Annotated in this window: 24 protein-coding genes; 11 read left to right on the top strand and 13 right to left on the bottom strand. The window is 62.1% G+C overall.

The genetic code is table 11. The annotated features are described in order from the left end of the window. Position 1 precedes the first annotated feature (1 nt). Positions 2-1,210 carry a macrolide family glycosyltransferase gene (locus CPI83_RS23990; RefSeq protein WP_097387818.1) on the bottom strand — a complete coding sequence of 403 codons (1,209 nt, stop codon included), beginning with the start codon at positions 1,208-1,210 and terminating at the stop codon, positions 2-4. A gap of 180 nt (positions 1,211-1,390) precedes the next feature. Between CPI83_RS23990 and CPI83_RS23985 the strand changes: the two genes are divergently transcribed. Next, positions 1,391-1,681: a YiaA/YiaB family inner membrane protein gene (locus tag CPI83_RS23985; protein WP_003945505.1), complete on the top strand. Its 291-nt coding sequence runs from the start codon at positions 1,391-1,393 to the stop codon at positions 1,679-1,681. Here CPI83_RS23985 and CPI83_RS23980 read toward each other — a convergent pair. Both CPI83_RS23980 and CPI83_RS23975 read right to left on the bottom strand, forming a co-directional pair. Then, the gene (locus tag CPI83_RS23980) at positions 1,665-2,771 is read right to left on the bottom strand and encodes an ATP-binding protein (protein WP_097387817.1); all 1,107 of its coding nucleotides are present in this window, start codon (positions 2,769-2,771) and stop codon (positions 1,665-1,667) included. The two genes, CPI83_RS23985 and CPI83_RS23980, sit on opposite strands and share 17 nt — an antisense overlap. Further along, on the bottom strand, positions 2,768-3,481 hold the full coding sequence (locus CPI83_RS23975; RefSeq protein WP_030534660.1) for a response regulator transcription factor: 714 nt from the start codon (positions 3,479-3,481) through the stop codon (positions 2,768-2,770). Before CPI83_RS23975 ends, CPI83_RS23980 begins: the two co-directional genes overlap by 4 nt. A gap of 215 nt (positions 3,482-3,696) precedes the next feature. Between CPI83_RS23975 and CPI83_RS23970 the strand changes: the two genes are divergently transcribed. Continuing rightward, positions 3,697-4,347 (top strand): DUF305 domain-containing protein, encoded by a 651-nt coding sequence (locus CPI83_RS23970; protein ID WP_029254561.1) that lies wholly within the window; start codon positions 3,697-3,699, stop codon positions 4,345-4,347. Between the two features lie 157 nt (positions 4,348-4,504). Beyond that, positions 4,505-6,538 carry a heavy metal translocating P-type ATPase gene (locus CPI83_RS23965; RefSeq protein WP_232816796.1) on the top strand — a complete coding sequence of 678 codons (2,034 nt, stop codon included), beginning with the start codon at positions 4,505-4,507 and terminating at the stop codon, positions 6,536-6,538. An 18-nt stretch (positions 6,539-6,556) separates the two neighbouring features. On the opposite strand, the gene CPI83_RS23960 is transcribed toward CPI83_RS23965, so the two are convergent. The 3 genes from CPI83_RS23960 to CPI83_RS23950 form a co-directional block, all read right to left on the bottom strand. Continuing rightward, positions 6,557-7,327: an alpha/beta fold hydrolase gene (locus CPI83_RS23960; protein ID WP_097388240.1), complete on the bottom strand. Its 771-nt coding sequence runs from the start codon at positions 7,325-7,327 to the stop codon at positions 6,557-6,559. A gap of 143 nt (positions 7,328-7,470) precedes the next feature. Continuing rightward, positions 7,471-8,010 (bottom strand): hypothetical protein, encoded by a 540-nt coding sequence (locus CPI83_RS23955; protein WP_021343034.1) that lies wholly within the window; start codon positions 8,008-8,010, stop codon positions 7,471-7,473. A gap of 51 nt (positions 8,011-8,061) precedes the next feature. Continuing rightward, complete coding sequence (locus CPI83_RS23950; protein ID WP_097387815.1) at positions 8,062-9,663, bottom strand: ABC-F family ATP-binding cassette domain-containing protein; 1,602 nt, start codon at positions 9,661-9,663, stop codon at positions 8,062-8,064. Between the two features lie 281 nt (positions 9,664-9,944). Here CPI83_RS23950 and CPI83_RS23945 point away from each other — a divergent pair, with 281 nt between their 5' ends. Next, a complete protein-coding gene (locus CPI83_RS23945) occupies positions 9,945-10,400 on the top strand; it encodes a VOC family protein (protein WP_097387814.1) in 456 nt (151 codons plus the stop codon). Beyond that, on the top strand, positions 10,397-11,032 hold the full coding sequence (locus CPI83_RS23940; RefSeq protein WP_232816795.1) for a flavin reductase family protein: 636 nt from the start codon (positions 10,397-10,399) through the stop codon (positions 11,030-11,032). Before CPI83_RS23945 ends, CPI83_RS23940 begins: the two co-directional genes overlap by 4 nt. Here CPI83_RS23940 and CPI83_RS23935 read toward each other — a convergent pair. Beyond that, the gene (locus CPI83_RS23935; RefSeq protein ID WP_097387812.1) at positions 10,999-11,595 is read right to left on the bottom strand and encodes a MarR family transcriptional regulator; all 597 of its coding nucleotides are present in this window, start codon (positions 11,593-11,595) and stop codon (positions 10,999-11,001) included. The genes CPI83_RS23940 and CPI83_RS23935 overlap by 34 nt on opposite strands. A gap of 107 nt (positions 11,596-11,702) precedes the next feature. On the opposite strand from CPI83_RS23935, the gene hpaH reads away from it, so the two are divergent. Continuing rightward, positions 11,703-12,527, top strand: a complete 825-nt coding sequence (gene hpaH / locus CPI83_RS23930) for a 2-oxo-hept-4-ene-1,7-dioate hydratase (RefSeq protein ID WP_097387811.1) — start codon at positions 11,703-11,705, stop codon at positions 12,525-12,527. Beyond that, positions 12,524-13,324 (top strand): HpcH/HpaI aldolase/citrate lyase family protein, encoded by an 801-nt coding sequence (locus CPI83_RS23925; protein ID WP_232816794.1) that lies wholly within the window; start codon positions 12,524-12,526, stop codon positions 13,322-13,324. Before hpaH ends, CPI83_RS23925 begins: the two co-directional genes overlap by 4 nt. A 14-nt stretch (positions 13,325-13,338) precedes the next feature. On the opposite strand, the gene CPI83_RS23920 is transcribed toward CPI83_RS23925, so the two are convergent. After that, positions 13,339-13,893, bottom strand: coding sequence for a hypothetical protein (locus CPI83_RS23920; RefSeq protein ID WP_029254565.1), 555 nt, complete (start codon positions 13,891-13,893; stop codon positions 13,339-13,341). A gap of 96 nt (positions 13,894-13,989) precedes the next feature. Here CPI83_RS23920 and CPI83_RS23915 point away from each other — a divergent pair, with 96 nt between their 5' ends. From CPI83_RS23915 to CPI83_RS23905, 3 genes are all read left to right on the top strand, one after another. Then, complete coding sequence (locus CPI83_RS23915) at positions 13,990-15,807, top strand: penicillin-binding transpeptidase domain-containing protein (RefSeq protein ID WP_198586317.1); 1,818 nt, start codon at positions 13,990-13,992, stop codon at positions 15,805-15,807. Between the two features lie 107 nt (positions 15,808-15,914). After that, positions 15,915-17,594, top strand: a complete 1,680-nt coding sequence (locus CPI83_RS23910) for an NTF2-like N-terminal transpeptidase domain-containing protein (RefSeq protein WP_097387808.1) — start codon at positions 15,915-15,917, stop codon at positions 17,592-17,594. Positions 17,595-17,624: 30 nt separating this feature from the next. After that, positions 17,625-18,362, top strand: coding sequence for a sulfite exporter TauE/SafE family protein (locus tag CPI83_RS23905; RefSeq protein WP_003945554.1), 738 nt, complete (start codon positions 17,625-17,627; stop codon positions 18,360-18,362). A 6-nt stretch (positions 18,363-18,368) separates the two neighbouring features. On the opposite strand, the gene CPI83_RS23900 is transcribed toward CPI83_RS23905, so the two are convergent. From CPI83_RS23900 to CPI83_RS23885, 4 genes are all read right to left on the bottom strand, one after another. Beyond that, a complete protein-coding gene (locus tag CPI83_RS23900) occupies positions 18,369-19,841 on the bottom strand; it encodes an oligopeptide:H+ symporter (protein ID WP_019747095.1) in 1,473 nt (490 codons plus the stop codon). A 57-nt stretch (positions 19,842-19,898) separates the two neighbouring features. Continuing rightward, complete coding sequence (locus CPI83_RS23895) at positions 19,899-20,279, bottom strand: DUF3054 domain-containing protein (protein ID WP_097388239.1); 381 nt, start codon at positions 20,277-20,279, stop codon at positions 19,899-19,901. A 61-nt stretch (positions 20,280-20,340) separates the two neighbouring features. Then, a complete protein-coding gene (locus tag CPI83_RS23890) occupies positions 20,341-20,889 on the bottom strand; it encodes a YceI family protein (RefSeq protein ID WP_097387807.1) in 549 nt (182 codons plus the stop codon). Positions 20,890-20,967: 78 nt separating this feature from the next. Continuing rightward, positions 20,968-22,704: a 2-isopropylmalate synthase gene (locus CPI83_RS23885; RefSeq protein ID WP_097387806.1), complete on the bottom strand. Its 1,737-nt coding sequence runs from the start codon at positions 22,702-22,704 to the stop codon at positions 20,968-20,970. A 163-nt stretch (positions 22,705-22,867) separates the two neighbouring features. Here CPI83_RS23885 and CPI83_RS23880 point away from each other — a divergent pair, with 163 nt between their 5' ends. Beyond that, a complete protein-coding gene (locus CPI83_RS23880) occupies positions 22,868-23,548 on the top strand; it encodes a FadR/GntR family transcriptional regulator (RefSeq protein ID WP_007734477.1) in 681 nt (226 codons plus the stop codon). On the opposite strand, the gene CPI83_RS23875 is transcribed toward CPI83_RS23880, so the two are convergent. Next, positions 23,545-24,651, bottom strand: a complete 1,107-nt coding sequence (locus tag CPI83_RS23875; RefSeq protein ID WP_097387805.1) for a YbhN family protein — start codon at positions 24,649-24,651, stop codon at positions 23,545-23,547. The genes CPI83_RS23880 and CPI83_RS23875 overlap by 4 nt on opposite strands. Positions 24,652-24,659: the final 8 nt, after the last annotated feature.

The following is a 24,659-nucleotide window of genomic DNA, read 5'->3' as shown; positions in this document are numbered from 1 at the left end:
ACTACCGCCGCCCGCTGTCTGGCAGGGCGGCCTCGATCAACTCGACGGCACGAGATACACCGCCCGCCGCTGCGAGTTCTTTTGCCAACTCTGCACTGCGTCGGCGGAACTCGTCCGAGCTCACCCGGGTCAGCGCCTCACGAAGCTCTACTGGCGTGACGGTAGCGCCGTCGACGCGTACTGCGACACCGGCGTCGACGAGCGAGTCGGCGTTGCCGAACTGATCGACGGCTTGCGGCACCGCGATCATGGGCGTGCCGGTCACGAGTCCCTCGCTGGATCCGCCCATACCCGCGTGGGTCACGAACGCGTCGGCCTGCTGCAGAATCGCGAACTGCGGTACCCATCGGTGTATTTCGACGTTGTCGGGCAGTGGTCCGAGATTCGAGATCTGCACCTGCTTTCCGATCTGGAGGACGACGTGCCAGCCGTCCATCGGGCCGAAAGCCTCGACGCAGGTGCGATAGAAATCCGGATGATCGGTGAAGGCTGAACCCAGCGAAATCAACACAAGCTTGCGTTCGGGATCCGGGTTCACCCAGGGTTGATTGCTCGGTTCGAGTGCGGGGCCGACGAACGTGTAGACGTCGCGGTTCACGCGATCGGCGTTGGGCTGCATCGATTCTGCGATCAGCACGATTGCACGGGGTGGGCGTCCGGTGAACTCACGCGGATCGACCTCGACGCCTTCGGCGCGGAAGAACCGGGCCTCCCGATCGAGCAGGTCGACGCCTCTCGGATCGGAACGAATCTCGTCGTACATCGGTGCGGCGTCGGCTTCGTAGCCGTCCCAGGCAACATACGTCGGCGACAACTGGATGATGGGAACGTTCCACTGCTGAGCCAGTATTCGCGCGGGGATCCCGGCGATGTCGTAGAGAAAGAGGTCGGGACGGTCGTCGTCGTAGATTTGGCGCAGCTGCGGCAGCATCGCCTCGTAGTCGTCCTGGAAAATCGTCAACTGATCGATCAGATCCCCATCCCAACTCTTCTCCGGTTCGGCGCCGTCAGGGGAAGGAACGAGGCTGGGCAGCGTGGAGACGTACGGTGCGAATTCGGCCCCGGTCGCCTCGATGACCTCGCGCATCGACTCGTCGTTGGCGTAGGTGACGCGGTGACCGGCGGCGACGAGACGCGCGATGATCGCCAGGCTTGGATTGACGTGGCCAGGTGCCGGAATGCTCACCATGGCGATATGTCTGCGGGTCATCGATCACTCCTGCCGTCTGACTGTTGTCGAACAACAACTGTTCTGGAACAACTCCGGATACCGGACCGAGACTATCCACCAGGATGGGTAACGGCATCTGATTTATGCCGGGGAAGTACCGTGCGCACTCGAGTAGGACTACGCATCCGAGTGCCGGGATGGGCGAGCAGACTTCGAAGCATGAGCACACCGACAACACCTTCGAAGACCACTGCAGCCTTCTATCTGCAGGCCGGAATAGCCTTTGCCGTCAGTTTTGTCGGCACCCTCCTCGGAATTGCGTATCTTCCGATCGATGCGTGGCAACGCGGATTTCTCGGAATGTCCTTGCTGTTCTTGGTCACCAGTACGTTCACGTTGGCCAAGGTGATTCGTGATCAGCAGGAGGCGTCTACCGTCAGGGTTCGAGTGGACGAGGCTCGACTCGAGAAGTTGATCGCCGAGCACGATCCGTTCAAGGCAGCTGCCTGAGTCCCATCGGCACAGTGAGGACGAGCGTGCTGCCGAGCGGCTGCTCGTTGCGGCGGGCCGTCAGGTTGCCGCCATGCGCCAGCGCGAGGCTCCTCGCAATGGTGAGTCCCAAACCAGAGCCGTCGGATCGATCACCGCGATGGAAACGGTCGAAGACGGATTCGAGTTGGTCTGCGGGAATTCCGTCACCGGTATCAGTGACGGACACCGTGAGGTGATCACCTTCCCGTGCGAGTGTCACCGTCACCGAACCTCCGGTTGGAGTGTGCCGCAACGCGTTTTCGAGCAGGTTGGCGAGGATCTGTTCGATTCGTTGGCGATCGACCTCGGCCGTGACCGGTTGCGGAGGCAGGGCGGTTGTCAATTCGACTCCACGATCGGCAAAACGTGGCCCCGCTGCTGCCGTTGCGCTGCAGACGATGTCGTCGAGATTCTCGGTCCGGCGATCGAGTTCGAGAGCGTGTTCGTCGGCAGCGGAGACGTCCGCCAGATCGCACGACAGCCGACGCAGGCGTTCGAGTTGATCGCGCATCACCGACCACGACGAAGGATCTGTCGGCACAACTCCGTCCTCGATACCGTCCACGTACGCAGCCAAAGTCGATACCGGAGTGCGCAATTCGTGGGCAAGGTCGGCAAGCAGTCGTTTGCGGACCCGATCCGAATGATCAAGGCGTGCAGCCATGTCGGCGAATGCCGTTTCGAGACGCGTGAAATCGGCATCTACGTCGGACCTGCCGATAGTCACGTCGAAGTTCCCGTCGGCGACGCTTTGCGCCGCCTCTGCCAGCATGGTGATCGGTGCCGTGACGCGTCGGACGATGTAGACCGCGGCGATGCCTGCGCCCACCAGCGCGACCGCGATCCCGCACAACAGAGCAATGGTCATGGTCTGAGCGAATGCTTCTTCGGTGTGGGTACGGACATTCGAGTCTTCGATGCCGGCCATCATGAGGTGGTTGTGAAAGAGCGGGGCAGCGACGGCGATGGCAACGGCGGCGATGACGAGGCAGGCGACGAACAGGACGGCGAGCTGCGCGAGCAGTAGTTTTCCGCGTAGCCCGAGTCTTTTCATGACGACCGCGTTCATGACGACCTCAGTGAGTATCCGACGCCCCTGACGGTTCTGATGAACCGCGGATCGGTCGCGTCGTCGCCGAGTTTGCGGCGTAATGCACGGACATGGACGTCGACGATGTGCTGGTCCCCGAACCAGGGCGACCCCCACACCGAGGCGATGATCTCGGCCCGACTCCAGGCTGCGTCGGGTCGGGATGCGAGCGCGGACAACAGGGTGAACTCGGTGGGGGTCAGATCGACCAGGTTGTCGTCGACACGGACCGTGCGGGCCAGGACGTCGATGTCGAGTCCGGGAGGCGTTGGCAGCACTTTCGGCAGCAAACTCGACGCGCGTGGCCGTCTGAGCAGAGCTTTCACTCGCGCAACCAACTCGCGGGGGCCGAAGGGTTTGACCACGTAGTCATCCGCGCCGGCCGCCAGACCCGTCACCTTGTCCGACTCTTCACCGCGGGCGGAGAGCATCAGGATGTACGCGTCCGAGAAGGTGCGGATTCGTCGGCAGACTTCCATGCCGTCGAAGCCCGGGAGCATCAGATCGAGCACGATCAGCGCGGGCTCGAATTCGCGCACCGAGCGTACTGCGCTCGGCCCGTCGTGGGCGAGGCGCACGGTGAATCCTTCGCGTGTCAGATAGTTGGCGACAACCTTCGCGAGGGCAGTCTCGTCGTCGACGACAAGTACACGCCCCGGTTCCTCACCAGGTCGTAGTTCGGCGCTCATCAAACCGAGGTTAGTCGACTGTGTGTCTGCATTGCTGTCGTGTGGTGGTTTCCGCTCGACTGTGAAGATTCGATGAAGGAAGCCTGTTTGGGCCGGTTATCGGGCTTCGAGTCGGATTTTCGCCGGTAACGTGGCAACTGTGCATGTGCAGCATTGTTGTCAAATCAATTGTGGTGCAGCGCATATCGAACAGAATCAATTCTCGGGAGTGAAACATGTCTTTGACGGTCAGGAAGAGCGCCGCACGGTTCGTACCGGTTGTGGCAGCGGCAGCACTGTTGATTGCCGGATGCTCGGACAACTCCGGGGAGAGCGTCAACCATTCTTCCGAAACAACCAGCGTCGCAGCACAGTCGGAGATTCCTGCGGGTGTCAATGCTGCCGACATCGAGTTTCTCGAAGGGATGTACCCGCATCACGCGCAGGCATTGGACATGGCCGGAATGGTCGACGGTCGAACCGACAATGCCGAACTTCTCTCTCTTGCAGCGCAGATAGAGGCAGCGCAAGGCCCGGAAATGGCTCAGATGACGGAATTGCTGACGAAGTGGGGACGCCCCGATCCTTCGTCGAGTTCGATGGAGGGCATGGATGATTCGGCGCATGCGGGACACGGCGTCGGGATGGCCGAGATGCCGGGCATGATGTCGGCCGACGACATGACCGCCCTCACCGACGCCAGTGGCGCGGAGTTCGACAAGTTGTGGCTGACGATGATGATCGAGCACCACAAGGGTGCCATCACCATGTCCCAGACCGAACTCGACAACGGGCTCGATCCATCGGCGGAAAAGATGGCAGAAGCGATCATTGCCGGTCAGCAGGCGGAAATCACTCAGATGGAAGCGATGTTGAAGGAGAAATGAACGGTTGACCTCGGCCGCGTGACCTTGCTCGGTGGCCGAGTCGGGCATACGTTCGAGGCTGATGGTTTGACCGCTGCAGTGCCGAAATCACACGCGAGGGGATGACCGCCACATGGATCACAGTCAGATGGACCATAGCGAGACGGACCATAGCGCGATGGACCATAGCCAGATGGAGCACGGTGCACACGGTGGTCACGCGGATCATGTCGCACAGTTCCGGACGTTGTTCGCAGTCATGCTGGTAATCGCAGTTCCGGTTGTTGCGGCAGATGCGATGTTCGCTGATCTGGTCGGGTACACATTGCCGGAAAACTCTCTGGTGGAATGGATCTCACCGGTACTCGGCACCGTGATGTACTTCTGGGGAGGCAAGCCGTTCCTCACCGGCGCTGTCGCCGAAATACGTTCTCGGCAACCCGGAATGATGCTTCTGATCGCACTTGCCATCACCGTTGCCTTCTTCGCTTCTTGGGCTGCAAGTCTGCACTGGGTGGATCACACTCTTGATTTCTGGTGGGAGCTCGCGCTTCTGATCGTGATCATGTTGTTGGGTCACTGGATCGAGATGCGTTCGCTCAGTCAGACATCGAGCGCCTTGGATTCGCTTGCCGCTTTGCTGCCCGACGAGGCCGAACGGGTGGTGGGGGAGTCGGTGGAAACCGTGCCCACCGCAGCTCTGGCCACCGGCGACCTGGTGATAGTTCGTCCCGGCGCCCGCGTTCCCTCGGACGGAACGGTCGTCGAGGGCAGTGCCGACATGGACGAATCCATGATCACGGGCGAGTCGAAGACCGTCCGCCGGACTGTCGGAGATCAGGTGGTGGCCGGCACCGTAGCCACCGACTCGGCACTTCGGCTTCGAGTCACCGCTGTGGGAGAAGACACCGCGCTCGCCGGTATTCGGCGCCTGGTCGAACAGGCGCAGAACTCGTCGAGTCGTGCTCAGGTGTTGGCGGACAAGGCCGCTGCTCTGCTGTTCTGGTACGCACTGGGCGCGGCAGTGCTGACCGCGATCGCCTGGAGTATCTGGGGCACACCGGAGAGCGCAGTCACCCGGACGATCACCGTTCTGGTGATCGCCTGCCCGCACGCGCTCGGGTTGGCGATTCCGCTGGTCGTCTCCATCGCGACGGAACGAGCAGCTCGGGCTGGGATTCTGATCACCGACCGCATGGCCCTCGAGGCGATGCGCAACGTAGACACCGTTCTCTTCGACAAGACCGGCACTCTCACCAAGGGGGAGCCCGCAGTGGTCGGTGTGCGCGGCGTCGACGGGTATTCCGACGACGAAGTTCTCAGCGCAGCCGCTGCCGTCGAATTCGACAGCGAACATCCACTCGGGCGCGCGGTCGTCGCAGCGGCGCGGGACTTGTCGCTCGAATTCACTTCGGGTTCCGACTTTCAGGCGCACAACGGGATCGGGGTTGCTGCGGACGTCGGCGGCGCACGCGTCGGTGTCGGCGGACCGGGGATGTTGAGATCGGTCGGGGCCACAGCGATCCCGGGGACCGAAGAGTGGCTCAGTGACGGGTCGACGGTCCTGCATGTAGTGCGTGACGAGAAGGTAATCGGCGCATTGGCATTGGCCGACGAGATTCGCCCGGAATCAGCATTGGCCGTCGACGCCCTCCACGCTCGCGGTGTTCGAGTGGCCATGGTCACCGGAGACGCGGAGGCCGTGGCTCATTCGGTCGCCCGCAGACTCGGAATTGACGAGGTCTTCGCCGAGGTGCTTCCTCAGGACAAGGGCGCGCAGGTATCTCGGCTTCAGGCTGCGGGCCACCGCGTTGCGATGGTCGGTGACGGGGTCAACGATGCGCCGGCACTCGCCCAGGCGGATGTGGGTATCGCGATCGGTGCCGGAACCGACGTGGCGATCGCATCGGCGGGAGTTGTTCTGGCCAGCGATGATCCGCGTTCGGTGAGCTCGGTCATCGAGCTGTCCCGCGCCACCTACCGCAAGATGGTTCAGAACCTCTGGTGGGCAGCGGGATACAACGCGATCTCGGTTCCCCTCGCTGCGGGAGTACTGGCGCCCGTCGGGTTTGTGCTGCCGATGGAGGTCGGAGCAATCCTGATGTCGGTATCCACTGTGGTCGTTGCCGCGAATGCCCAGTTGCTGCGACGCTTGGACTTGCGGCAACCACCGGTGACCGCGTCCGAGTCGAGAGTGCTCACACCGCAGTAGTGAGCGGATGAAGGCGGACTACTGTCGGCTCAGGAACGGAACGAGCGCACGCAGCACAGCTTCGGAGTCCGCGACTGCGCTCGCGTGATCAGCCCCCTCGATCACAGTCAAGGCACTGTCCGGGATCAGCGACGCGAGATGCTCGGTATCCGGCAGGCGCTCGCGATCTCTCGATCCGACGAACAACAACGCCGGTGTGGTGATCCGTTGAAGCACGGCGTCGTCGATGCCCTGCTCCTTCTCGGCCCGGCGCATGTAGGCCGCGAGTGCGAGGGCATCGTTGATTCGAAAGGCAGTCGCAGTTTGTGGATCCACCGGTTTGCCGCGCCTCGCGCCCCAACCGCTCAGAAACCCCTCGATACCGCCGCTTTCGAGTGCGTCGATGCAGCCTGGGAAGAACAATGCGTCGAACGCCCCCGTCATCGGCCGGCTACTACCGCCCCCGACGGTCAGCGATCGCACCCGTTCGGAGTGCTCGACAGTCAGCGACATCACCGAGCGCCCGCCGAACGAGTATCCGAGGACGTGCGCCGGTTCGAACGGAGACTCCGTGTCGAGGATCTCCAGGAGGTCGTCGACCACCAGATCCATTGCATACGAATCGGAGTCGTGTGGTTTGTCACTGCGTCCGTGACCCCGCATGTCGACGAGGATCAGACGATACTGTTCCTGGAGCGCCTTGACGTACCCGAAGCCACGCCAGATGGAGCGCGACAACGCTGTGCCGTGCACCATCAACAGGGGTGGGCCATCGCCCACGATCTGATAGGCGATCCGCGCACCGTCCACCGGATTTCTCACGTCGTGCAACACCCGTCCAGTATGGGTGCCAGCTACTGCGCACACGAACTCGAGTAGTCGTCCGGAGCCATTCCGACGGATGCCGTGAACTTTCACGACCAGTCGAGCAATCAACTCGGCCTCCCTCAGAGCTACCGGTCACTGCCCGGCCGGGCAGTACCCACCGTTCCAAGCAGTGCATCGGTGAAGGGGTCTGCCGTGCTGACGCCTGCGGCTATGCCCCGAAGCAGAGCCTCGAAATCAGTGGCAACTACGGTGACCTCCTCGAACTCAGGCTCTCCCCCACGGACAACCTGACCGTCCGGTGCGAGCGCCAGGTACTCGTACCCATTGCGTACCGACAGCAGAACCGGGAGGTGAGTGGACCAGAAGGCGTTGATCGCCGCGCGCTCAGCCGGCCCGGAAGCGACCGCCAGGCTCTCGTGCCGGAACGCATTCCAAGGAAACGCCTCATCACTGACGCCGACTCCACCGGCATAGTTCTCCGCCGAGAGAAACCACACCTGGTCGTCGGAACTGGCAAGTACGGAGAACGAACTCGCCCACACGATGAGTTGATCACAAACGCCGACCAGCGGTTGCGGAACTGGGGCAGAGGCCGATCGAGTAGGTTCTTCGCGAACCCAACCTGCGATCGACAGCGCGGCGGTTGCGTCGAGGTGAAGGCACATCGCCCCACAGTAAGGCCAGACCGTCTCGCACCGATAGCGTCAACCGTCGGCCTACTCGGGATCGATGTCCTGAATACCATTCTCGTCCATGCTGATCCATCGCGTTATGCCGATGTCGCGCAGGAACGGCAGATCGTGACTCACCACCACCATGGCACCGCGGAAATCGGAAAGTGCCTGCGTGAGGTGAGCGAGACTCGGTAGGTCCAGGTTGTTTGTCGGCTCGTCGAGAAGAAGCAGCTGGGGCGCGGGTTCGGCCAGAAGGATCGTCGCTAACGCCGCGCGCAATCGTTCACCGCCGGAGAGCGCAGAAGCCAACACGTCGGAATCCGCTCCCCGGAAAAGGAACCGTGCCAACTGCCCACGAATTTCCTCGGCTGTTGCATGTGGCGCGGCCAAAGCGACGTTGTCCGCCACCGAGAGATCCTCGTCGAACACGTCGAGACGTTGGGGGAGCGCACGAGAGGCTACGAACGGAGTCGACGCAGCGAGTGCATCGAGCAACGTTGTCTTGCCGATTCCATTGCGCCCCAGTAGCGCAATCCGCTCCGGCCCGGTGATCTGGAGCGACACCACTTGGCCGCTCCGCAACGTCACCTCGGCGAGCCGCGCAACCTGCTGCCCCGGATGAACCTCTGTAGCAGGAAGGTCCAGGCGAATCTCGCGATCGTCTCGAAGGAGTTCCTCTGCCTCCGACAGGGCGGACTTGGCCTCGTCCACCTTCCCGATATGGTTGAGGGCCAGCTTTCCGGCCGAAACTTGGGCTTGGCGTTTTCGTTCCTGCGCGATAATCAGTGGCACCCGCTTGTTCTCGAACATCTTCTGCCCATAGCGCTTACGTCGGTCCAGTTTTGTTCGAGCGTCGATCAGCTCGCGGCTCTGCTTCGCCAGATCGGCCTTGGCGTCGCGAACAGTGGCGAGTGCGTTTTCCTGCTCAGCGGTCACGACCTCCTGGTAGTGCGAGTAGTTGCCGCCGAACACGCGTAGATCCCCCCGACGTAGTTCGACCGTGTACTCCGCGGTGTCGAGCAGTTCCCGGTCGTGGCTGACGATCAGTACGGTTCCCGGAAACTGTTGGACTGCAGCATGAACTCGTGATCGAGCGTCGCGGTCCAGGTTGTTGGTCGGCTCGTCGAGGAGCAGCACCTGCGGATTCTTCAGCAGCGTTGCGGTCAGGCCGAGTAGGACGGTCTCTCCGCCGGAGAGGGTGCCCACGGTTCGGCTCAGTGCCGCCGTATCCGGAACTACCTTCGCGAGGCCGAGTCGATGCAAGGTGGAGAGAGCGCTCTCCTCGATATCCCAGTTGTTGTCCACGAGTGCAAAGTCGGACTCGGATCCGTCACCGGTTTCGATGCGGTGCAAAGCGTTTCGTAGTTCGTGGATACCGAGGATGCCGTCCACCCGAACACTCGGATCGAGTGTGATGTCCTGACGGAGGTAGCCGACCTCGCCGGAAGCGGTTACTGATCCGGATCCCGGTGAGAGCTCTCCCGCGATCAATCGCAGCAGAGTCGACTTTCCCGATCCGTTAAGTCCCACGAGACCGACACGGCCACTGGGGAATACAAAATTAGTGCGGGAAAAGACTGATTCGCCGTCCGGCCAGATGAAGGTGAGATCCGAGAGCGACAGAGAAGGATGGGATTGGGTCATGAGTACTCCAGAGGGTGCTTGGACTGTGCGCCCGGCTCAGCAATTGCTGATGGGTGCGAGTGCCTTCGCGTGAAGAACCTCTAGAGGAGCAACGGCCCGTTTCCTGTTCTGTCGGGAATGATTCGTGTTCCAGGCTAACGCGGTCGACCTGGCGGTGCAATGGGTTATTCGAGTCCGGCTCCTTGTGATCTTGACAATAGGCAAACGCATCGGCATTGTTACGCCTGCCAGATGATATGTCTGCCATACTAAATATTCGAGCAAGTATCAGGGAGGAAATCATGGCCGTAGAGGTACTCGAGTTGCATCACATCGGGTTGGGGATGGGGAATGACATCGCCGACCGAACCCGCGACTACTACCGGGACGTTCTCAATTTGACCCAGGATGCGGGACGCTGGCACATTCCCGGTATTCATGGTTACTTCCTCGATCTTCCGAGTGACGTGCAGATTCATCTTCTCGGTAGCGACGGACCTTCGCCCTACAGCAAGGGGCCGGGCAAGGATCCGGTGGAAAACCACATAGCGCTCGCGGTGGCTGACATCGGGGCCGCCGAACGTGAACTGGACAAGCTCGGTGTTGAGTACTTTGCTCTGGACAACGTCGCCTCGCCCGACCTCAAGCAGTTGTTCGTGCGTGACCCGGCCGGCAACCTCGTCGAACTCCACCAGGTCGGATTGTGTAGATGCCGTAAGAGCCTGCGCGCCCAGTCTGCGGCCGGTGCGAACGAATGATTTTCGACGTGGGGGAGATGGCACCGAAGTCTCGCTACAACCTCCTCGCCTCCCTCATCGTTCCGAGACCGATAGCCTGGATCACGACGGTGGACGTCAGGGGTTTGGTGAACGCCGCCCCGTTCTCGTTCTTCAATCTGATGTCGGGGACGCCACCGCTCGTGTGCATCGGGATCGGCGCTCGTGAGGGAATTCCGAAGGATACTGCTCGAAATATCGGCGACACAGGTGAGTTCGTGATCAATCTTGTAGATCTCGAGTCTGTCGAGAGTATGAATATCACCGCCGGAGACTATCCAGCCGCAGTCGACGAAACGACTGTCGCGGGTCTGGAACTGGTTGCTTCACAGAGCATTGCGCCCCCTCGGTTGGCAAGAGCACCAGTTTCGTTGGAATGCGTGGAACAACAGACGTTGTCGATCGGCTACGGGCGATCGATCGTGGTCGGCGAGATCACGACCGCACATGTCGACGACGAGCACGTGTTGGATCCGAGCCGAGGCCACATCGACGGTGCTTCGCTCGATCTCGTGGGGCGAATGCACGGTGGCGGTTGGTACACAACCACTTCCGACCCGTTCAGACTCGCTCGGGTCGATCAGCCTTCAGTCGTGTCCGGATCTTTGAAATGAGTCCACCACTTGCCGAGGATTCGGCCGAGGTCTTTTCGGTCTCGATCGGACAGAGGGGCGAGGAGGTCACGGCAAGCCTCTTCGAAGGCAGGAACCGTCTCCGCGACAGTGCCTTTCCCGATTTCCGTGATCTGGATGGGAGTGGACCGGCGGTCGGTCCCGGTCCGAGTGCGCTCGACGAATTCGCGCTTCTCGAGCCAGTCGAGGACGCCGGTTGCACTGGCACGGGAGATCCCGAAGTAATCCGAGATGCCGCTCGGTGTCTGCCGCATGTACGGCTCGTCTGTGTCGCTGATCGCCTGAGCGGCAAAGATGAGCAGAACGTCGAGCTTTCGTTCGGAAATCTCGAACGGTTCGAGGCTTCGGTTCACCGAACCGATGATGTCGTCGGCCAGCCACAGCGCGAGCAGCCCCAGTCGAGCAGCGGCAGGGTCGTCGGCAGATCCGTACTGGTCGAACATTGCCAGGACGGGTTCCATAGCTTCATCAGCGGTCCGTTTGCTGCGCTCGGCATTTGTTCCTGTCGCGCCGCGCCGATCGGCATTTGTTCCCGTCGCTTCCACGAATCGAGCTTACAAGTCTGCAGGCCGACCGCGGCAATGCGGCGGAAGCGTCTCGCGCGCGGATCGCTGCACTCACCTCCCCCAGAAATCTCGACAGCAGGAGCGTCATGCTGACTGAACGTCAAATACGGACCGCCGCCGAAGAACTCGACCAAGCAGAGCTGTCCGGTGGGCAGGTCGGACAGCTCTCACTCGGATATCCGAAGATGGACCTCGACGACGCCTATGCAATTCAGACCGCATGGGTCGCGAGAAAGCTTGCCAGGGGCAGGACGATCATCGGCCACAAGATCGGGTTGACTTCGAAGGTGATGCAGCGGGCGTCGAACATCACCGAACCGGACCACGGGGTACTGCTCGACGACATGCTCTTTGCCGACGGTTCCGAGATACCGCATGGGCGCTTCATTGTTCCGCGGGTGGAGGTGGAGCTGGCGTTTGTCCTCGATCGGGACCTCAGTGGCCCCGGCGTCACACTGTACGACGTACTCGACGCGACGCGGTATGTCGTTCCGGCGGTGGAGATCATCGACGCGCGGATCGTGCAGGTCGACCCGGGATCAGGTCGAACACGAACAGTGTTCGACACCATCTCGGACAATGCAGCGAACGCCGGAATCATTCTCGGTGGGCGTCCGGTGGTACCGAACGAGACCGATCTGCGCTGGGTGTCAGCGCTCTGCTATCGAAACGCAGTTGTCGAGGAAAGCGGAGTAGCTGCCGCGGTCCTGAATCATCCGGCAATCGGTGTTGCGTGGCTCGCGAACAAACTCGGACGTCTCGGTGTCGGACTGAAAGCCGGCCACGTGATTCTTGCCGGCTCGTTCACCCGTCCGATCCAGGCGCAGCCGGGGGACACCTTTCACATCGACTACGGCTCGCTCGGCACCGTCTCGTGTCGGTTCGCCGAGACCGGACAAGGGGAACAATGACAACCAAGCCGTTCAAGGTCGCGCTTCGGTCCGATACTGCTCCCGCCCTCGGTTTGTGGCTCGGGCTCGGTGAAGCGGTCACTGCCGAGATATGCGCCGGGGCCGGGTTCGACTGGGTGTTGATCGACTCCGAGCACGGTCCGAACGACCTCCGGTCGGTGGCGGATCAGTTGCGAGCTGTTGCAGCTGATGCGGTCGAACCGATCGTGCGCCCGCCGAGCACCGACGCCGTTGATATCAAGAGACTTCTGGACATCGGCGTGAGAACGCTACTGCTGCCGATGGTCGAATCCGGTTCAGCGGCGAGGGATGCCGTTGCCGCAACACGATATCCGCCGTTCGGGAACCGCGGCGTCGGTAGCGCCCTCGCTCGCGCCTCACGATGGAACAGAGATGTCGACTACCTCGAAAATTCCGCGGACGGAATAACTCTCATCGCGCAGATCGAAACCCCCGGCGCTGTGGCGAACATAGGCGATATTGCGGGCACAGCCGGTATCGACGCTGTCTTTGTGGGCTTGTCGGACCTCGCTGCGACGTCGGGTCATCTCGGACAGCCGCTGCATCCGCAGGTGCAGGAGGCATTTCGATTCGTGGTGGACGAGTGCACACGAATCGGAGTTCCGGTGGGAACTTTGGCGGGGTCGGACGCCGTGGCCGACTTCGCGATCGGTCTCGGTTGTCGATTCGTGGCAATCGGGACCGACGTCGCGGTGCTGGTTCGAGGCTGTGAGACCTTGTTGGAAAGGTATCGTGCTCCGAAAGCTACTCGTGGAGTTAAAGTCTCGGTCTACTGAAAATCGCACGGTCCTCAGATTTTCGGGCCTTCGGACCGAAGATCGTCGACCTTCGACATTGCTTCGCGGAGTTCCGTGAGCCATTGTTCGCTGTGCTTGCCCGCCAGCCGGACTGTCCACATGAGAGCGTCCGCTCGCGAGCGAGCAACTCCCGCGTCCACCAAGGTGTCGAGAACCTTGCGTTCGGGCTGACGTAGTCGTGTCATCACCGGAACTGCGAGATGTGTGAACAGGACGGTCTTTTCGTCCAGGCGTACACCCCAGGCGACCTTGCGTCCGTAGCGAGCCTCGGCCTCGTCGGCGATGCGCATCCGGTCGGCGCGCGTGGTTTCGCGAAAGCGCGAGATCCTTCCGTCCGCGGCGGCCTCGCCACCGTCGACTGCCGGGAGTTCACCGATCACGACGATTTCTTCGCGGTCGACCTGGACGTCGGCGGTCCCGGTGAACCAGTCATCTGGAAGTCGACCGGCAAACCAGTCGGACGCATCACTCGCGTCGGGAACTGATGCCTGTTGCCAACCTCCGGGACGGCCGAACCTGCGGTCGCCGGAGCTTTGTGAGTTCTTCATGGCGTTCTCCTCGGAAAGCTGGTGGAGCATGACGTGCGTTTATTGCACTGATTACATGATTACACCGATAGTCGAACCGGCGCCACAAATTCGGGCATGATCGGAGTCGTGCGCCTTTCACACGCTCGTCAGAGCTTCCGAACTTTCCGTCGTCCCGTGGCTGCCGTGGCTCTGGGGGTATTGGCCGCAGGATCGGTAGTTGCCTGCAGTTCTGGCCCTGACCAGCCGAAATCAGTGGCAGAGGAGTTCGCCTCCGCGCTCACGTCGGATGACGTGCAAGCGGCGGCAGCCCTGACCACCGATCCGGCAGCGGCCTCGACTGCGATTTCGGCTCTGATCGACGGGCTGGGCAAGGACGAGGGGACATTCACCGTCTCCGACGCCACCGAGTCCGGTGATTCTGCGGGGACGTTCACACTCGATGCGGCGTGGAAGTTCGGTGAAGGTCAGGACTGGAACTACTCGACGCAGGGAAACGCGTCGAAAAGCGGGGACAACTGGCTGATCCAGTGGGATCCGGCGCTGCTGGCTCCGGACCTGACCGCCTCGACCACGCTGCGCTACACGCCCACGCCCGGTGCGCCGCCGTCCGTGATGGACGCAGCAGGCCAGCCGATTATGGAGCAGCAGGTGGTGACGCTGGTCAATCTGGATTCCGCTGCGGTTCCTCCGGTGGACACGGCAGCCGTGGCCGCCCTGCTCTCGCCCGTCGCACCGACGATCACGGCGGCATCGCTCAGCGGCGACCTTGCGTCGGCGAACGGGAAGCCGGTCACCGCAATCACTTTGCGTGCCGAGGATCTTGCACCGATCGAAGAGCGGTTGGCGGCGATTCCCGGAGTGAGCTTGGCGCCGCAAGCGCGGTTGCTCTCGGTGGACAAAACTTTGGCGTCGCCGACGTTCAGTGGGCTGTCCGATCTGTGGCAGGAGGGGCAGGACAAATCCGCAGGCTGGGCGGTGCAGCAGGTGAAGCAGAACGGAACCGTCACCACCGTCGCCGGCCAAGACGGGCCGGTTGCTCCGAACATCGCGACCACCATCGACCGACCACTGCAGCTCGCCGCCGAGAACGCGCTCGCCGGGGTGACGCAACAGGCGGCGATCGTAGCGCTACAGCCGTCGACCGGAGCGGTGTTGGCGGTGGCCCAGAATGCCCCCGCCGACGCACAGGGCCCCATTGCGTTGACCGGCCTGTACCCGCCGGGGTCCACGTTCAAGACCGTGACGACCTCCGCGGCGCTGCAAGCCGGCGTCGCTACACCGGACACCGTTCTGGCGTGCCCGGGTACCGAGAACATCGAGGGCCGTCAGATCCCCAACGACGACGAGTTCGACCTCGGATCGGTTCCGCTGCACACCGCGTTCGCGAAGTCGTGCAACACCACCATGGCCAGGATGGCCGTCGGTCTGCCTGCCGATGCTCTACACAACGCGGCTCTGCAGTTCGGGCTTGGCGTCGACTACGTCACTCCGGGCCTCACGACGGTGACGGGCAACGTCCCCGATGCGAACACACCCGCCGAACGCGTCGAGTCCGCGATCGGACAGGGCACGGTGACCGCCACGCCTTTCGGGATGGCTCTCGTGGCGGCCTCGATCGCCAACGGGACGACACCCGCGCCGATGTTGGTCAAGGGACAGCCCGGCGTGGCAGATCAGACCGTGGCACCCGCGCCCACCGAGGTGACCGAACAGTTGCGGGTGATGATGCGCGAGACCGTCACAGGCGGTACGGCAACGTCGTTGCAGGACATTCCGGGGCTTCTGGGCAAGACCGGTACGGCCGAAACCGAAGGTGGTCCAGCACACGGGTGGTTTGTCGGAATCAAGGGAGATCTCGCATTTGCGGTGTTCATTGCCGGCGCGGACAGCTCTTCGCCTGCGGTGCAGGTAGCGGGCACTTTTCTGCGCTGAAACCTGTTTTCCGTTGCAGTTGGATCACGCCGTCGTAGCTCAACCGTGACACGTTCGTAGGCATCCCGTGCTTGTTACTCGTGTGACAGAAGTAAAGAGTTACATGCATGGGGCCCGGAGGACAGCACAACCGTCGTGGAAAATATGTCGTTGCTTCGATAACTGCTGTCGTTCTGACAGTGGCGCTCGCGTCATGTGTCATCGGTGGGGAGAAGAAAACCGACGCCGCTTCGGTGGTGGAAGACTTCGTCACCGCCCTCAACAACCACGACGCCGAAGCTGCTGCGGCGCTCACGTCGTACCCCAACGCAGCCCGGCCCTCGATCCAGCAGATGTTCGACGGACTGGCCGCCAAGTCCACCGACTTCGACGTCGCTCAGGTCATGGATCTGGGTAGCGACTCCGGACTCTTCACACTCGACGCGTCCTGGAACTTCGGCGAAGGCAAGGACTGGAGCTACCAGTCGCAGGGCGAGGTTCGCGATCTTTCCGTCGGTTGGCGGGTGTCCTGGGACCCGTCAGTCCTGGTTCCCGACCTCGGAAACGGGCGCACCGTCTCGTACACCCGCACCGACGCTGCGCCGCCGAAGGTCGTCGACAGCACGGGCACCCTGCTCATGAACGAGCAGACCATCAACGCGATCACTCTCGACCCGGCGACCATGCCGGACCCCGTCGACACCACTCGTCGCCTCGCCGCAGTTCTCGAACCCGTCGCACCGTTGGTGACCTCGGAGTCGATGCTGGCCGACCTCGCGGCCAACCCGGGCAAGCCCGTCACCGCCGTACTGCTCCGCGATCCCGACTACGCGTACCTGGAAAGCGATTTTGCAATCCCCGGCGTCGTCGTGGTCAAGACACCCAAGCTGATCGCCTCCGATCGTCGTATCAACTCGCCGCTCCTGGACCCGCTTCGGACCGTGTGGCAGGCCAATCGCGACGCCACCGCCGGTTGGGCGGTCAACCTGGTGGAGTCCAACGGATTCCCGATCAAACAAGCCGGCTTCCAAGGACCTCCCGGCCCCGACGTCGCCGCAACCCTCGACTCGCACGCTCAACTCGCTGCGATCGAAGCCGTCGTCAGTGCAGGTACTCCCGCCGCCATCGTCGCGATCCGCCCGTCGGACGGCGCCATTCTGGCTGCAGCACAGAACAATCAGGCCATCGAACAGGGCCCGATCGCATTCACCGGGTTGCGCCCGGCCGGCGGCGCCCTCGATTTGGTCCGCCTCGCATCGTCGATGCAGAACGGCGTCGACCCCGGATTTGTGTCACCCGAACAGTTGGCCGACACCGGGCAGCAACTCGGACTCGGCAACGGCTTCCACATTCAGGGACTCGATCAGCAGACGGCAGTACTTGCCGCGAACCGCCCCGGCGTGGACCAGGCGATGAACAACGTCATGGCCAACAAGACGTCCAACGACGCGGACGCGCCGACAGTGACTCCGTTCGGAATGGCGATGCTCGCGGCATCGATCGCCCGCGGCAGTGCCCCGCTGCCGATGATGGTCTTCGGACAACCGGCTACCGCCGACGTCACGCCGACGGCATTGCCCGGCGACGTCAACAATCGTCTGCGCGACGCCATGCGAGGGGCCGGCGGACTGGCCGGGTACCCGGACATGATGGCGGCCGGTGCAGCGAGCGGTGACGATCGTTGGTTCTATGGATCACGTGGTGACTTCGCGTTTGCAGTGTTCGTCGCAGACGCCGACGGCGGCGATCGAGCAATGCAGATGACGGACAAGCTCTTCCAGGAACTCGGCAAGCCTGCCGACAAGTAGTACCAGGCACCGCGGGTAGATTCCTGGTTCGTGAACCTGCTCGATTTCCTTTTCCTCGTCGTAGCGGGATTCTTCAGCGGTCTAGTCGGTTTTGTCACCGGTCTCGCATCGATTGTTTCGTATCCGGCGCTGCTGAGCGTCGGGCTTTCGCCGGTCAGCGCGAACATGACCAATACCGTCGCGTTGGTGGCCGTCGGCGTCGGCGCATTGGCGAACTCGTCCCGTGAAGTTGCCGACACGGGTCCGAAACTTGTTCGCTGGTCTCTCTATTCGGCTGCCGGTGGCATCATCGGTGCCCTGATTCTGTGGCTGGCACCGGAAGGTTCGTTCGAATCCGTTGTGCCGGCGATGGTTGTGTTCGCCTCGCTCGCGTTGCTACTGCAACCGAAGATTCGTGAGTTGTCCGGCGGCGGTGACCGTCCCGGAATCTACTCGGCCGCACTGTTTGCCGTCGCGGTCTACGGCGGCTATTTCGGTGCTGGTGCCGGCGTCATCTTCCTGGCCGCGACGCTCATCCTCACTTCCGAAACGGTGTGGCGTGCAACGATCCTGAAGAGCTTCTTTCTCGGCATTGCCAATCTTGTGGCTGCACTCATCTTCGCCTTCTCCGGACAGGTGCATTGGGTGGCCGCGTTGGCGATGGCGCTCGGAGCGTTGGCTGGAGGTTGGTGTGGCCCGCCCGTAGTCAAGAAAATCCCGCCATCGGTACTGCGTGTGGCAGTAGCGATAGCGGGATTCGTGTTGGCTCTGTGGTTGTGGGTGAAGTGAGACCGTCTACTTAACGCCCTGCATCAGCTTCTTGATCCAGGGCGAGGCAAGAGCAAGAAGTACTCCGATTCCGATTGACGAGAAACCGATGATCAGGAAGAACGGGCGACTGTCGTCGATGTCGAAGTAACCGGCCAAGGTTCCCGCCATCGAAGAACCCAACGCAACGGACAAGAAGAACAACGCCACCATCTGGGTGTGGAAATGCTCGGGCGCGAGTTTGGTTGCAAGGGAAAGGCCGACGGGGGACAGGAAGAGTTCCGCGAAGGTGAAGAGCAGAAGCACTCCGGCAAGGCCGAGGAGCGGTGCACTGTTCGGTCCGCCACCGGTGATCGGGATGAATGCCAGGAACGCCAGACCCATCGTGCCGGTACCGAGCGCGAACTTGATCGGCGACGACGGCTGACGGTCACCGAGTTTTGTCCACATCGCTGCAAACACACCGGCAAAGATGATGATGAACACCGGATTGATCGACTGCACCCACGTCGGCGGGAAGTCCCAACCGAAGAGATTGCGGTCCAGGAGTTTGTCGGAGATCACCGGCACGGTGGTGAACTGCTGCTGAAACAGCGACCAGAAGGCCGCGCTCGCAATGAACATCGGGATGAACGCAAAGACTCGACTGCGTTCGACCTTGGTCACCTTCTTGCTGGTGAGCATGAGGAGGAAGTAACCGACCGACGCGACGATCGTGAGTCCGACAACGACGTCGGACATGTTGTCCGCGGTGATCAAACCGGTGATCGAGGCGACCGCGACGACGACGATCGCAGCAATGCCGATCCCGATGTAGAGCGCGCGCTTGTCCGCGGGCAACGGGTTGCCTGGCTCGGCTCCGATTCCGTGAAGATGCTTCCGACCCAGCGTGTACTGGATCAGGCCGAGAGCCATGCCGACGGCGGCGAGAGCAAAACCGGCATGGAATCCCCAGGCGTCCTGGACGGCTCCGGTGAGCAGTGGACCGACAAGACCGCCGATGTTGATGCCCATGTAGAAGATGGAGAATCCGGCGTCGCGGCGATTGTCCTGTTCGGAATATAGGTCTCCGACCAGAGAGGTCGCATTGGCCTTCAAGCCGCCGCTGCCGAAGGCGACCATGACCAGGCCGACACCCACACCCCACATGCCAGGAAGAACCGACAAGGCGATGTGGCCGGCCATCACCAGCGAAGCGCTGTAGAAGAGCGTGCGCTCGGAGCCGAGAAGTCGATCGGCCACCCACGCGCCGAGAATCGTCGACAGATAGACGGTGCCGCCGTATGCGCCGACGATGCTGGTCGCTGCCGCCTGACTGATTCCGAGGCCGCCGTCGCTGACGCTGTAGTACAGGTAGTAGATGAGGATGCCTTGCATCCCGTAGAAGGAGAATCTCTCCCACATTTCGACGCCGAACAGGTTCGCCAGCGCAAAGGGTTGGCCGAAGAACCCCCGGTCTTCTTTCTCGCTACGTTCGACGGGCTCCGTAGTGTTGCTCATTCGAAAAGTGTCCTACGTGCTCGAGCATTTCGGGTGGTTCCGAGCCGTGGAGTTTGGTTACGACTTGGTGCGGATCCTCGCTACCAGCGGAGCGAGTGCGCGCCAACCGAGAAGGAACACCGCGAGTGAGAGAGTCGCGACCATGACAAACGTGATCTTGAATTCGTGCCCTGAGACGCCTATGCGCAGAGCCATCCCCAATATGACGGTGGAAAGCCAGACGATGACTCCAGTCGGGATCACGAGATAGGCATCGAACTTGTCGCGATAGAGCGCGTACGTTGCTGCCCACCCGATCAGGAGCCCGCTCAGGAACGGCCATGCAGTCGTTGCAAGACCGGCGATCGCATTTTCCTCGTCGTGTGTCTGACGTCCGATCGCGCAGAACACGATGACGAGAACGACGTCGAGGATCAAGGGGAGTGCGTACTTCTTCACGCTCACACCATACGACTGTGCGCCTTTATTAACCGCGGGCGGTTAATAAAGGCGCACGTTGTTAGGCCTGGAGGCCGGCTTCGATCTCGAGGGTGATCGTGATCTTGTCGCCGACAACTGCTCCGCCGCCTTCGAGGGGCATCTCGATGGAGATGTCGAAGTCCTTGCGGTTGATGACGGTGGTGGCTTCGAATCCGGCGACGGGGCCCTGGCCCATGCCCGGGTTGACGCCGTTGAACTCGAGGTTCAGCTCGACCTCGCGGGTGACGCCGTGGAGCGAGAAGTCGCCGGCGAGGACGAAGTCGCTGCCCTTGGAGCGCACTGCGGTGGACTTGAAGGTGGCCTTCGGGAACTTCTCGACGTCGAAGAAGTCAGCGGACTTGATGTGGCCGTCGCGCTGCTCGTTCTTGGTGTTGATGGAGTCCACGGAGATCTCGGCCTCGACGGCGGGGGTTCCGTCTTCGGCAACGGTGATCGTTCCCGAGAACTCGTCGAACGTTCCACGAACCTTGGAAACCATGAGGTGGCGAACCGAGAATCCGACAGTGGAGTGGACGGTGTCGATGACCCAGGTTCCGGCGGTCAATGTGGGCAAGGTTGCGGTGGTCATGGAAGCTCCTGAATAAGTAGTTGAATGTTCAAGTTCTTGTAGCTTCAACTATGGACCCCAGGAAATCCTTCCGCAAGATCATGTGAGCTGCATCACAGTGTTTGTGCTTGCGGCATAGACGGCGTGAAGCGCCGACGCTGTCACTGACTGATGCACCGCAATGCCCCAGCGCCCTTCGCTGTTCACCACGCATTCTGCGATGGTGACTGCCGAATTCGCACTACCGGAAGACTCCGGGTTGCGGGGCAGTGAATGCTGGGTGAGCGAGACGACCTCGACGGCCGAGCCCTGTTCCGTCAGGATCTTGCTCAATGCCTCGACCGGGCCGGACGCACTCGCGGCGGCGGTGACCTCGTGTCCGTCGCGATCAATGGCGACGAACAACTGATCACCGTCGGCGGTGTGTTCCAGTGAGTACCGACGCACTCCTCCGTTGTACCCGTACTCGCGCAGCAGCAGTTTCCACAGCTGGTCGGCGGTCATTTCGGTGCCCGAGTCGTCGGTCTCGAGCTGCACCCGCGAGGCGAAGTCGATTTGCAGGCGCCGCGGGAGTTCGACCCCGTACTCGGTCTGCAACAGATAAGCGATTCCGCCTTTGCCCGACTGGCTGTTCACACGAATCACCGCCTGGTAATCGCGGCCGACGTCGGCGGGGTCGATCGGCAGATAGGGGACTGCCCACGGCGCCGATCCCGGATCGACGCCGGCAGCCTCCGCGCTCTCGTAGTGATGGGCGAAGCCCTTCTTGATCGCATCCTGGTGGGTTCCGGAAAATGCCGTGTACACGAGATCTCCGCCGTACGGGTGGCGCTCGTGGACGGGAATTCGGTTGCAGTACTCCACCGTTCGACGGATCTTGTCGATGTCGGAGAAGTCGATTTCCGGATCGACGCCCTGTGCATGCAGATTCAGCCCCAGCGTGACCAGGTCGACGTTGCCCGTGCGCTCGCCGTTGCCGAACAGGCATCCCTCGACGCGCTGCGCGCCGGCCAGTACTGCCAGTTCGGCACATGCAACCCCGGTGCCGCGGTCGTTGTGCGGGTGGACCGAGAGAATCACCGAATCGCGTCGGGCCAGGTTCTGGTGCATGTATTCGATCTGGTCGGCATAGATGTTGGGGGTGGCGATTTCGACTGTGGCAGGCAGGTTGTGGATGACCGGGCGATCGGGACTGGCGTCCCAGAGTTCGGTGAGGCTGTTGCAGACCTGCAAGATGTAATCGGGTTCGGTGAGGTTGAAGACCTCGGGGGAGAACTCGAATCGCCACCCGTCGTGGCCTTCGCCGCCACGGGCCACGTCCTGTGCCGCGCGGAAAATCATGTCGTGCAGCTCTTCTCGCTCCTTGCCGAGAACCACGTTTCGCCACGTCGGCGCAGTCGCGGTGTACATGTGGACGACCGCGTTCGGCAGTCCCTCGATCGACTGGTACGTCCGTTCGATCAAATCCGTACGCGCGGCGGTGAATACGACGATGGTGACGTCGTCGGGAACGAGATCGAACCGCACCAGGTCGCGAACGAAATCGAAATCGGTCTGGCTCGCAGAGGGATAGCCGACCTCGATTTCCTTGTAGCCGATCGCCACCATCAGTTCGAACATTCGGCGCTTGCGTTCGGGGTCCATCGGTTCTGCGAGGGCTTGATTGCCGTCACGCAGATCGACGGGCACCCACAGGGGCGCCGCGGTGGTGCGATTGGACGGCCACGTTCGGTCGAAAATCGGAATGTCGACGCGATCCCACGCGGCGCGATAGCGCTCGGACGGCATGGGTGACGGCTTCTGGTTGTTCCAGCGGTTGGCGCGGGTAGTACTCATCTTCGGTTTCTCCTGCGGTCGAGTCGAGAGACCGGCATGGCGAAACCCCGCGGAGGGGTGCCGGTCTGTCAGGCCCCGCCGCGGCAGTCGAGAAGGAGTGCTCCTGTAGCCATGCGGGCTAGACTAGAACGAAATCACTTATCAGACAACCTGAGGAGTTCACGTGTCACCGATCGTCGAGCGTCGGCTGCTCACCGACCAGGCTGCGGAGTTGCTGCGAGCGCGGATCGTGAGCGGTGAATGGGAAGTCGGCGCCAAACTTCCAGGTGAAACCACTTTGGCTGCGCAGTTGGGTATCGGTCGGTCCACCATCAGGGAAGCGGTGCGGACCCTCGCGGGCCTCGGCATGCTCGAATCGAGACAGGGTGCCGGCGTCTTCCTACGGAGTACGACGCCTCCGGATCAGTGGCCGCGCGTGCTCGAAGCCGAGGCGATTCTTCATGTCGTCGAGGTGCGAAACGCGGTCGAGATCGAAGCGGCTCGCCTCGCAGCGCAGCGCCGCGATGCCGTTGACGTCGCGGCTCTGCGGCAGGCGCTCGACGGTAGAACTGCTGCCGCCCATTCCGGGGACGCAGCCTTCGTCGACGCCGACATTGCGGTCCACCGGGCAGTGGTGGATGCGGCACACAATCCCGTGCTGTCGGAACTCTTCGAGACTTTTGTGCCGCGTCTGCGGGCCGCGTTGATCGAGTTGATCGCGGTTCTGGACCTGCATCCACACAGTCAGCCGGATGCGGACGAGCATCGAATGTTGGTGGACGCCATCGAAGCCGGCGACGCGGAGGCAGCGGTACGGATCAGCCGAGCCCACCTCGACGACATGGCGGCAGCGTTGCGACGTTAAACGCCCGGCTGTTCGCGGCGTTCGAACTCGAGATCCATCTCGAGGTCTTCGTGGTGGGTTGCACGGAATGACACGAGGAAGACGAGCCATCCCACCAGAGCGACAAGTACGAAACTGATTATCCGATAAACGAATACCGCTGCTGCGGCTTGCGCCCAGGTAGAGCCCGCCATGGTCAGTGCTGTGATGAGCACGGGCTCGACATAGCCGAGACCGCCCGGCATGAGGGGAATACTGCCCACCGCTTTCGCCGCTGTGAACGCGATCAGCAGGCCGGCGAAGGACGGATCGGCTCCTACTGCCCAACAAGCGAAACCGAGACAGAGGACGTCGGCAACTCGGTGAACTGCCGACCATCCGAAGGCAACCGCAGTGTCGGTCCGATTGAGTTCAACCGAGTCCAGTTGCTTGAGGATTTCGGACCAACGGTGCATACCGCGCCCGGTCGGGTTTTTGCGGGAACGGTTGTACAGCGCCAGAACTCGGTGCCCGATGCGTTCGATGCTGCCGGGATTCTGGGCTACGTATCGCAACGCCAGAAACAGTGCTGCCATGCCGACGAGCGAAATCGTCAGCGTCACCGGGCTGACCTTGGTGCCGAACGCCACTGCGCCAGTGGCACCGAGTAGTGCCAGAGTCGCGGCGGCGATGACACCGCACATTGCCAACTGCCAGGACGCGACAACCGGCGTAGCCCCCCACTTTCGAGTCTGCTTGTACGTGAACGCTGTCGAGAAGACCTGGCCGGCAGGCAACGTCAACGCCATCGCCGTGCTGGCGTAGATGACCGAGAGGTTCTTGAGGTGACCGGCGACAACACCTGCCGCGTTGAGAAGGCGCTGCTGAACGGACGCGTAACCACTGAGGGACACCGCCTGGGCGGCTACACAGGCAGCCACCCAACCCCAATGGATTTCGGTGAGAGCTTGCCAGTACTCGTTGAGACGAGGCCACAGGATGATTCCCTCGACGATCAGAAGGGCGATCAGAGCCACCCCGAGCAGCCACTTCAACCACCAGAAGCGCCCTCTGGCCCGACTGGTCTCGGCCACGGGCGAGCGTGGTCGTCTCAGTCGCCGTGGGGTGTTTCCAGGCTGAGCCATCGACTCAC

The sequence above is a fragment of the Rhodococcus sp. H-CA8f genome, from assembly GCF_002501585.1.
GTDB lineage: Bacteria > Actinomycetota > Actinomycetes > Mycobacteriales > Mycobacteriaceae > Rhodococcus_F > Rhodococcus_F erythropolis.
This window is presented reverse-complemented; position numbering and strand designations above follow the sequence as displayed.

Coding starts and splice junctions, on each gene's coding strand:
- CPI83_RS23970 (WP_029254561.1), top strand. CDS start 3,697: ATGTCTTTGACGGTCAGGAAGAGCGCCGCACGGTTCGTACCGGTTGTG.
- CPI83_RS23920 (WP_029254565.1), bottom strand. CDS start 13,893: ATGAAGAACTCACAAAGCTCCGGCGACCGCAGGTTCGGCCGTCCCGGA.
- CPI83_RS23875 (WP_097387805.1), bottom strand. CDS start 24,651: ATGGCTCAGCCTGGAAACACCCCACGGCGACTGAGACGACCACGCTCG.
- CPI83_RS23950 (WP_097387815.1), bottom strand. CDS start 9,663: ATGACCCAATCCCATCCTTCTCTGTCGCTCTCGGATCTCACCTTCATC.
- CPI83_RS23925 (WP_232816794.1), top strand. CDS start 12,524: ATGACAACCAAGCCGTTCAAGGTCGCGCTTCGGTCCGATACTGCTCCC.
- CPI83_RS23955 (WP_021343034.1), bottom strand. CDS start 8,010: ATGTGCCTTCACCTCGACGCAACCGCCGCGCTGTCGATCGCAGGTTGG.
- CPI83_RS23890 (WP_097387807.1), bottom strand. CDS start 20,889: ATGACCACCGCAACCTTGCCCACATTGACCGCCGGAACCTGGGTCATC.
- CPI83_RS23910 (WP_097387808.1), top strand. CDS start 15,915: ATGGGGCCCGGAGGACAGCACAACCGTCGTGGAAAATATGTCGTTGCT.
- CPI83_RS23985 (WP_003945505.1), top strand. CDS start 1,391: ATGAGCACACCGACAACACCTTCGAAGACCACTGCAGCCTTCTATCTG.
- CPI83_RS23940 (WP_232816795.1), top strand. CDS start 10,397: ATGATTTTCGACGTGGGGGAGATGGCACCGAAGTCTCGCTACAACCTC.
- CPI83_RS23965 (WP_232816796.1), top strand. CDS start 4,505: ATGGACCATAGCCAGATGGAGCACGGTGCACACGGTGGTCACGCGGAT.
- CPI83_RS23980 (WP_097387817.1), bottom strand. CDS start 2,771: ATGAACGCGGTCGTCATGAAAAGACTCGGGCTACGCGGAAAACTACTG.
- hpaH (WP_097387811.1), top strand. CDS start 11,703: ATGCTGACTGAACGTCAAATACGGACCGCCGCCGAAGAACTCGACCAA.
- CPI83_RS23885 (WP_097387806.1), bottom strand. CDS start 22,704: ATGAGTACTACCCGCGCCAACCGCTGGAACAACCAGAAGCCGTCACCC.
- CPI83_RS23945 (WP_097387814.1), top strand. CDS start 9,945: ATGGCCGTAGAGGTACTCGAGTTGCATCACATCGGGTTGGGGATGGGG.
- CPI83_RS23900 (WP_019747095.1), bottom strand. CDS start 19,841: ATGAGCAACACTACGGAGCCCGTCGAACGTAGCGAGAAAGAAGACCGG.
- CPI83_RS23915 (WP_198586317.1), top strand. CDS start 13,990: ATGATCGGAGTCGTGCGCCTTTCACACGCTCGTCAGAGCTTCCGAACT.
- CPI83_RS23975 (WP_030534660.1), bottom strand. CDS start 3,481: ATGAGCGCCGAACTACGACCTGGTGAGGAACCGGGGCGTGTACTTGTC.
- CPI83_RS23990 (WP_097387818.1), bottom strand. CDS start 1,210: ATGACCCGCAGACATATCGCCATGGTGAGCATTCCGGCACCTGGCCAC.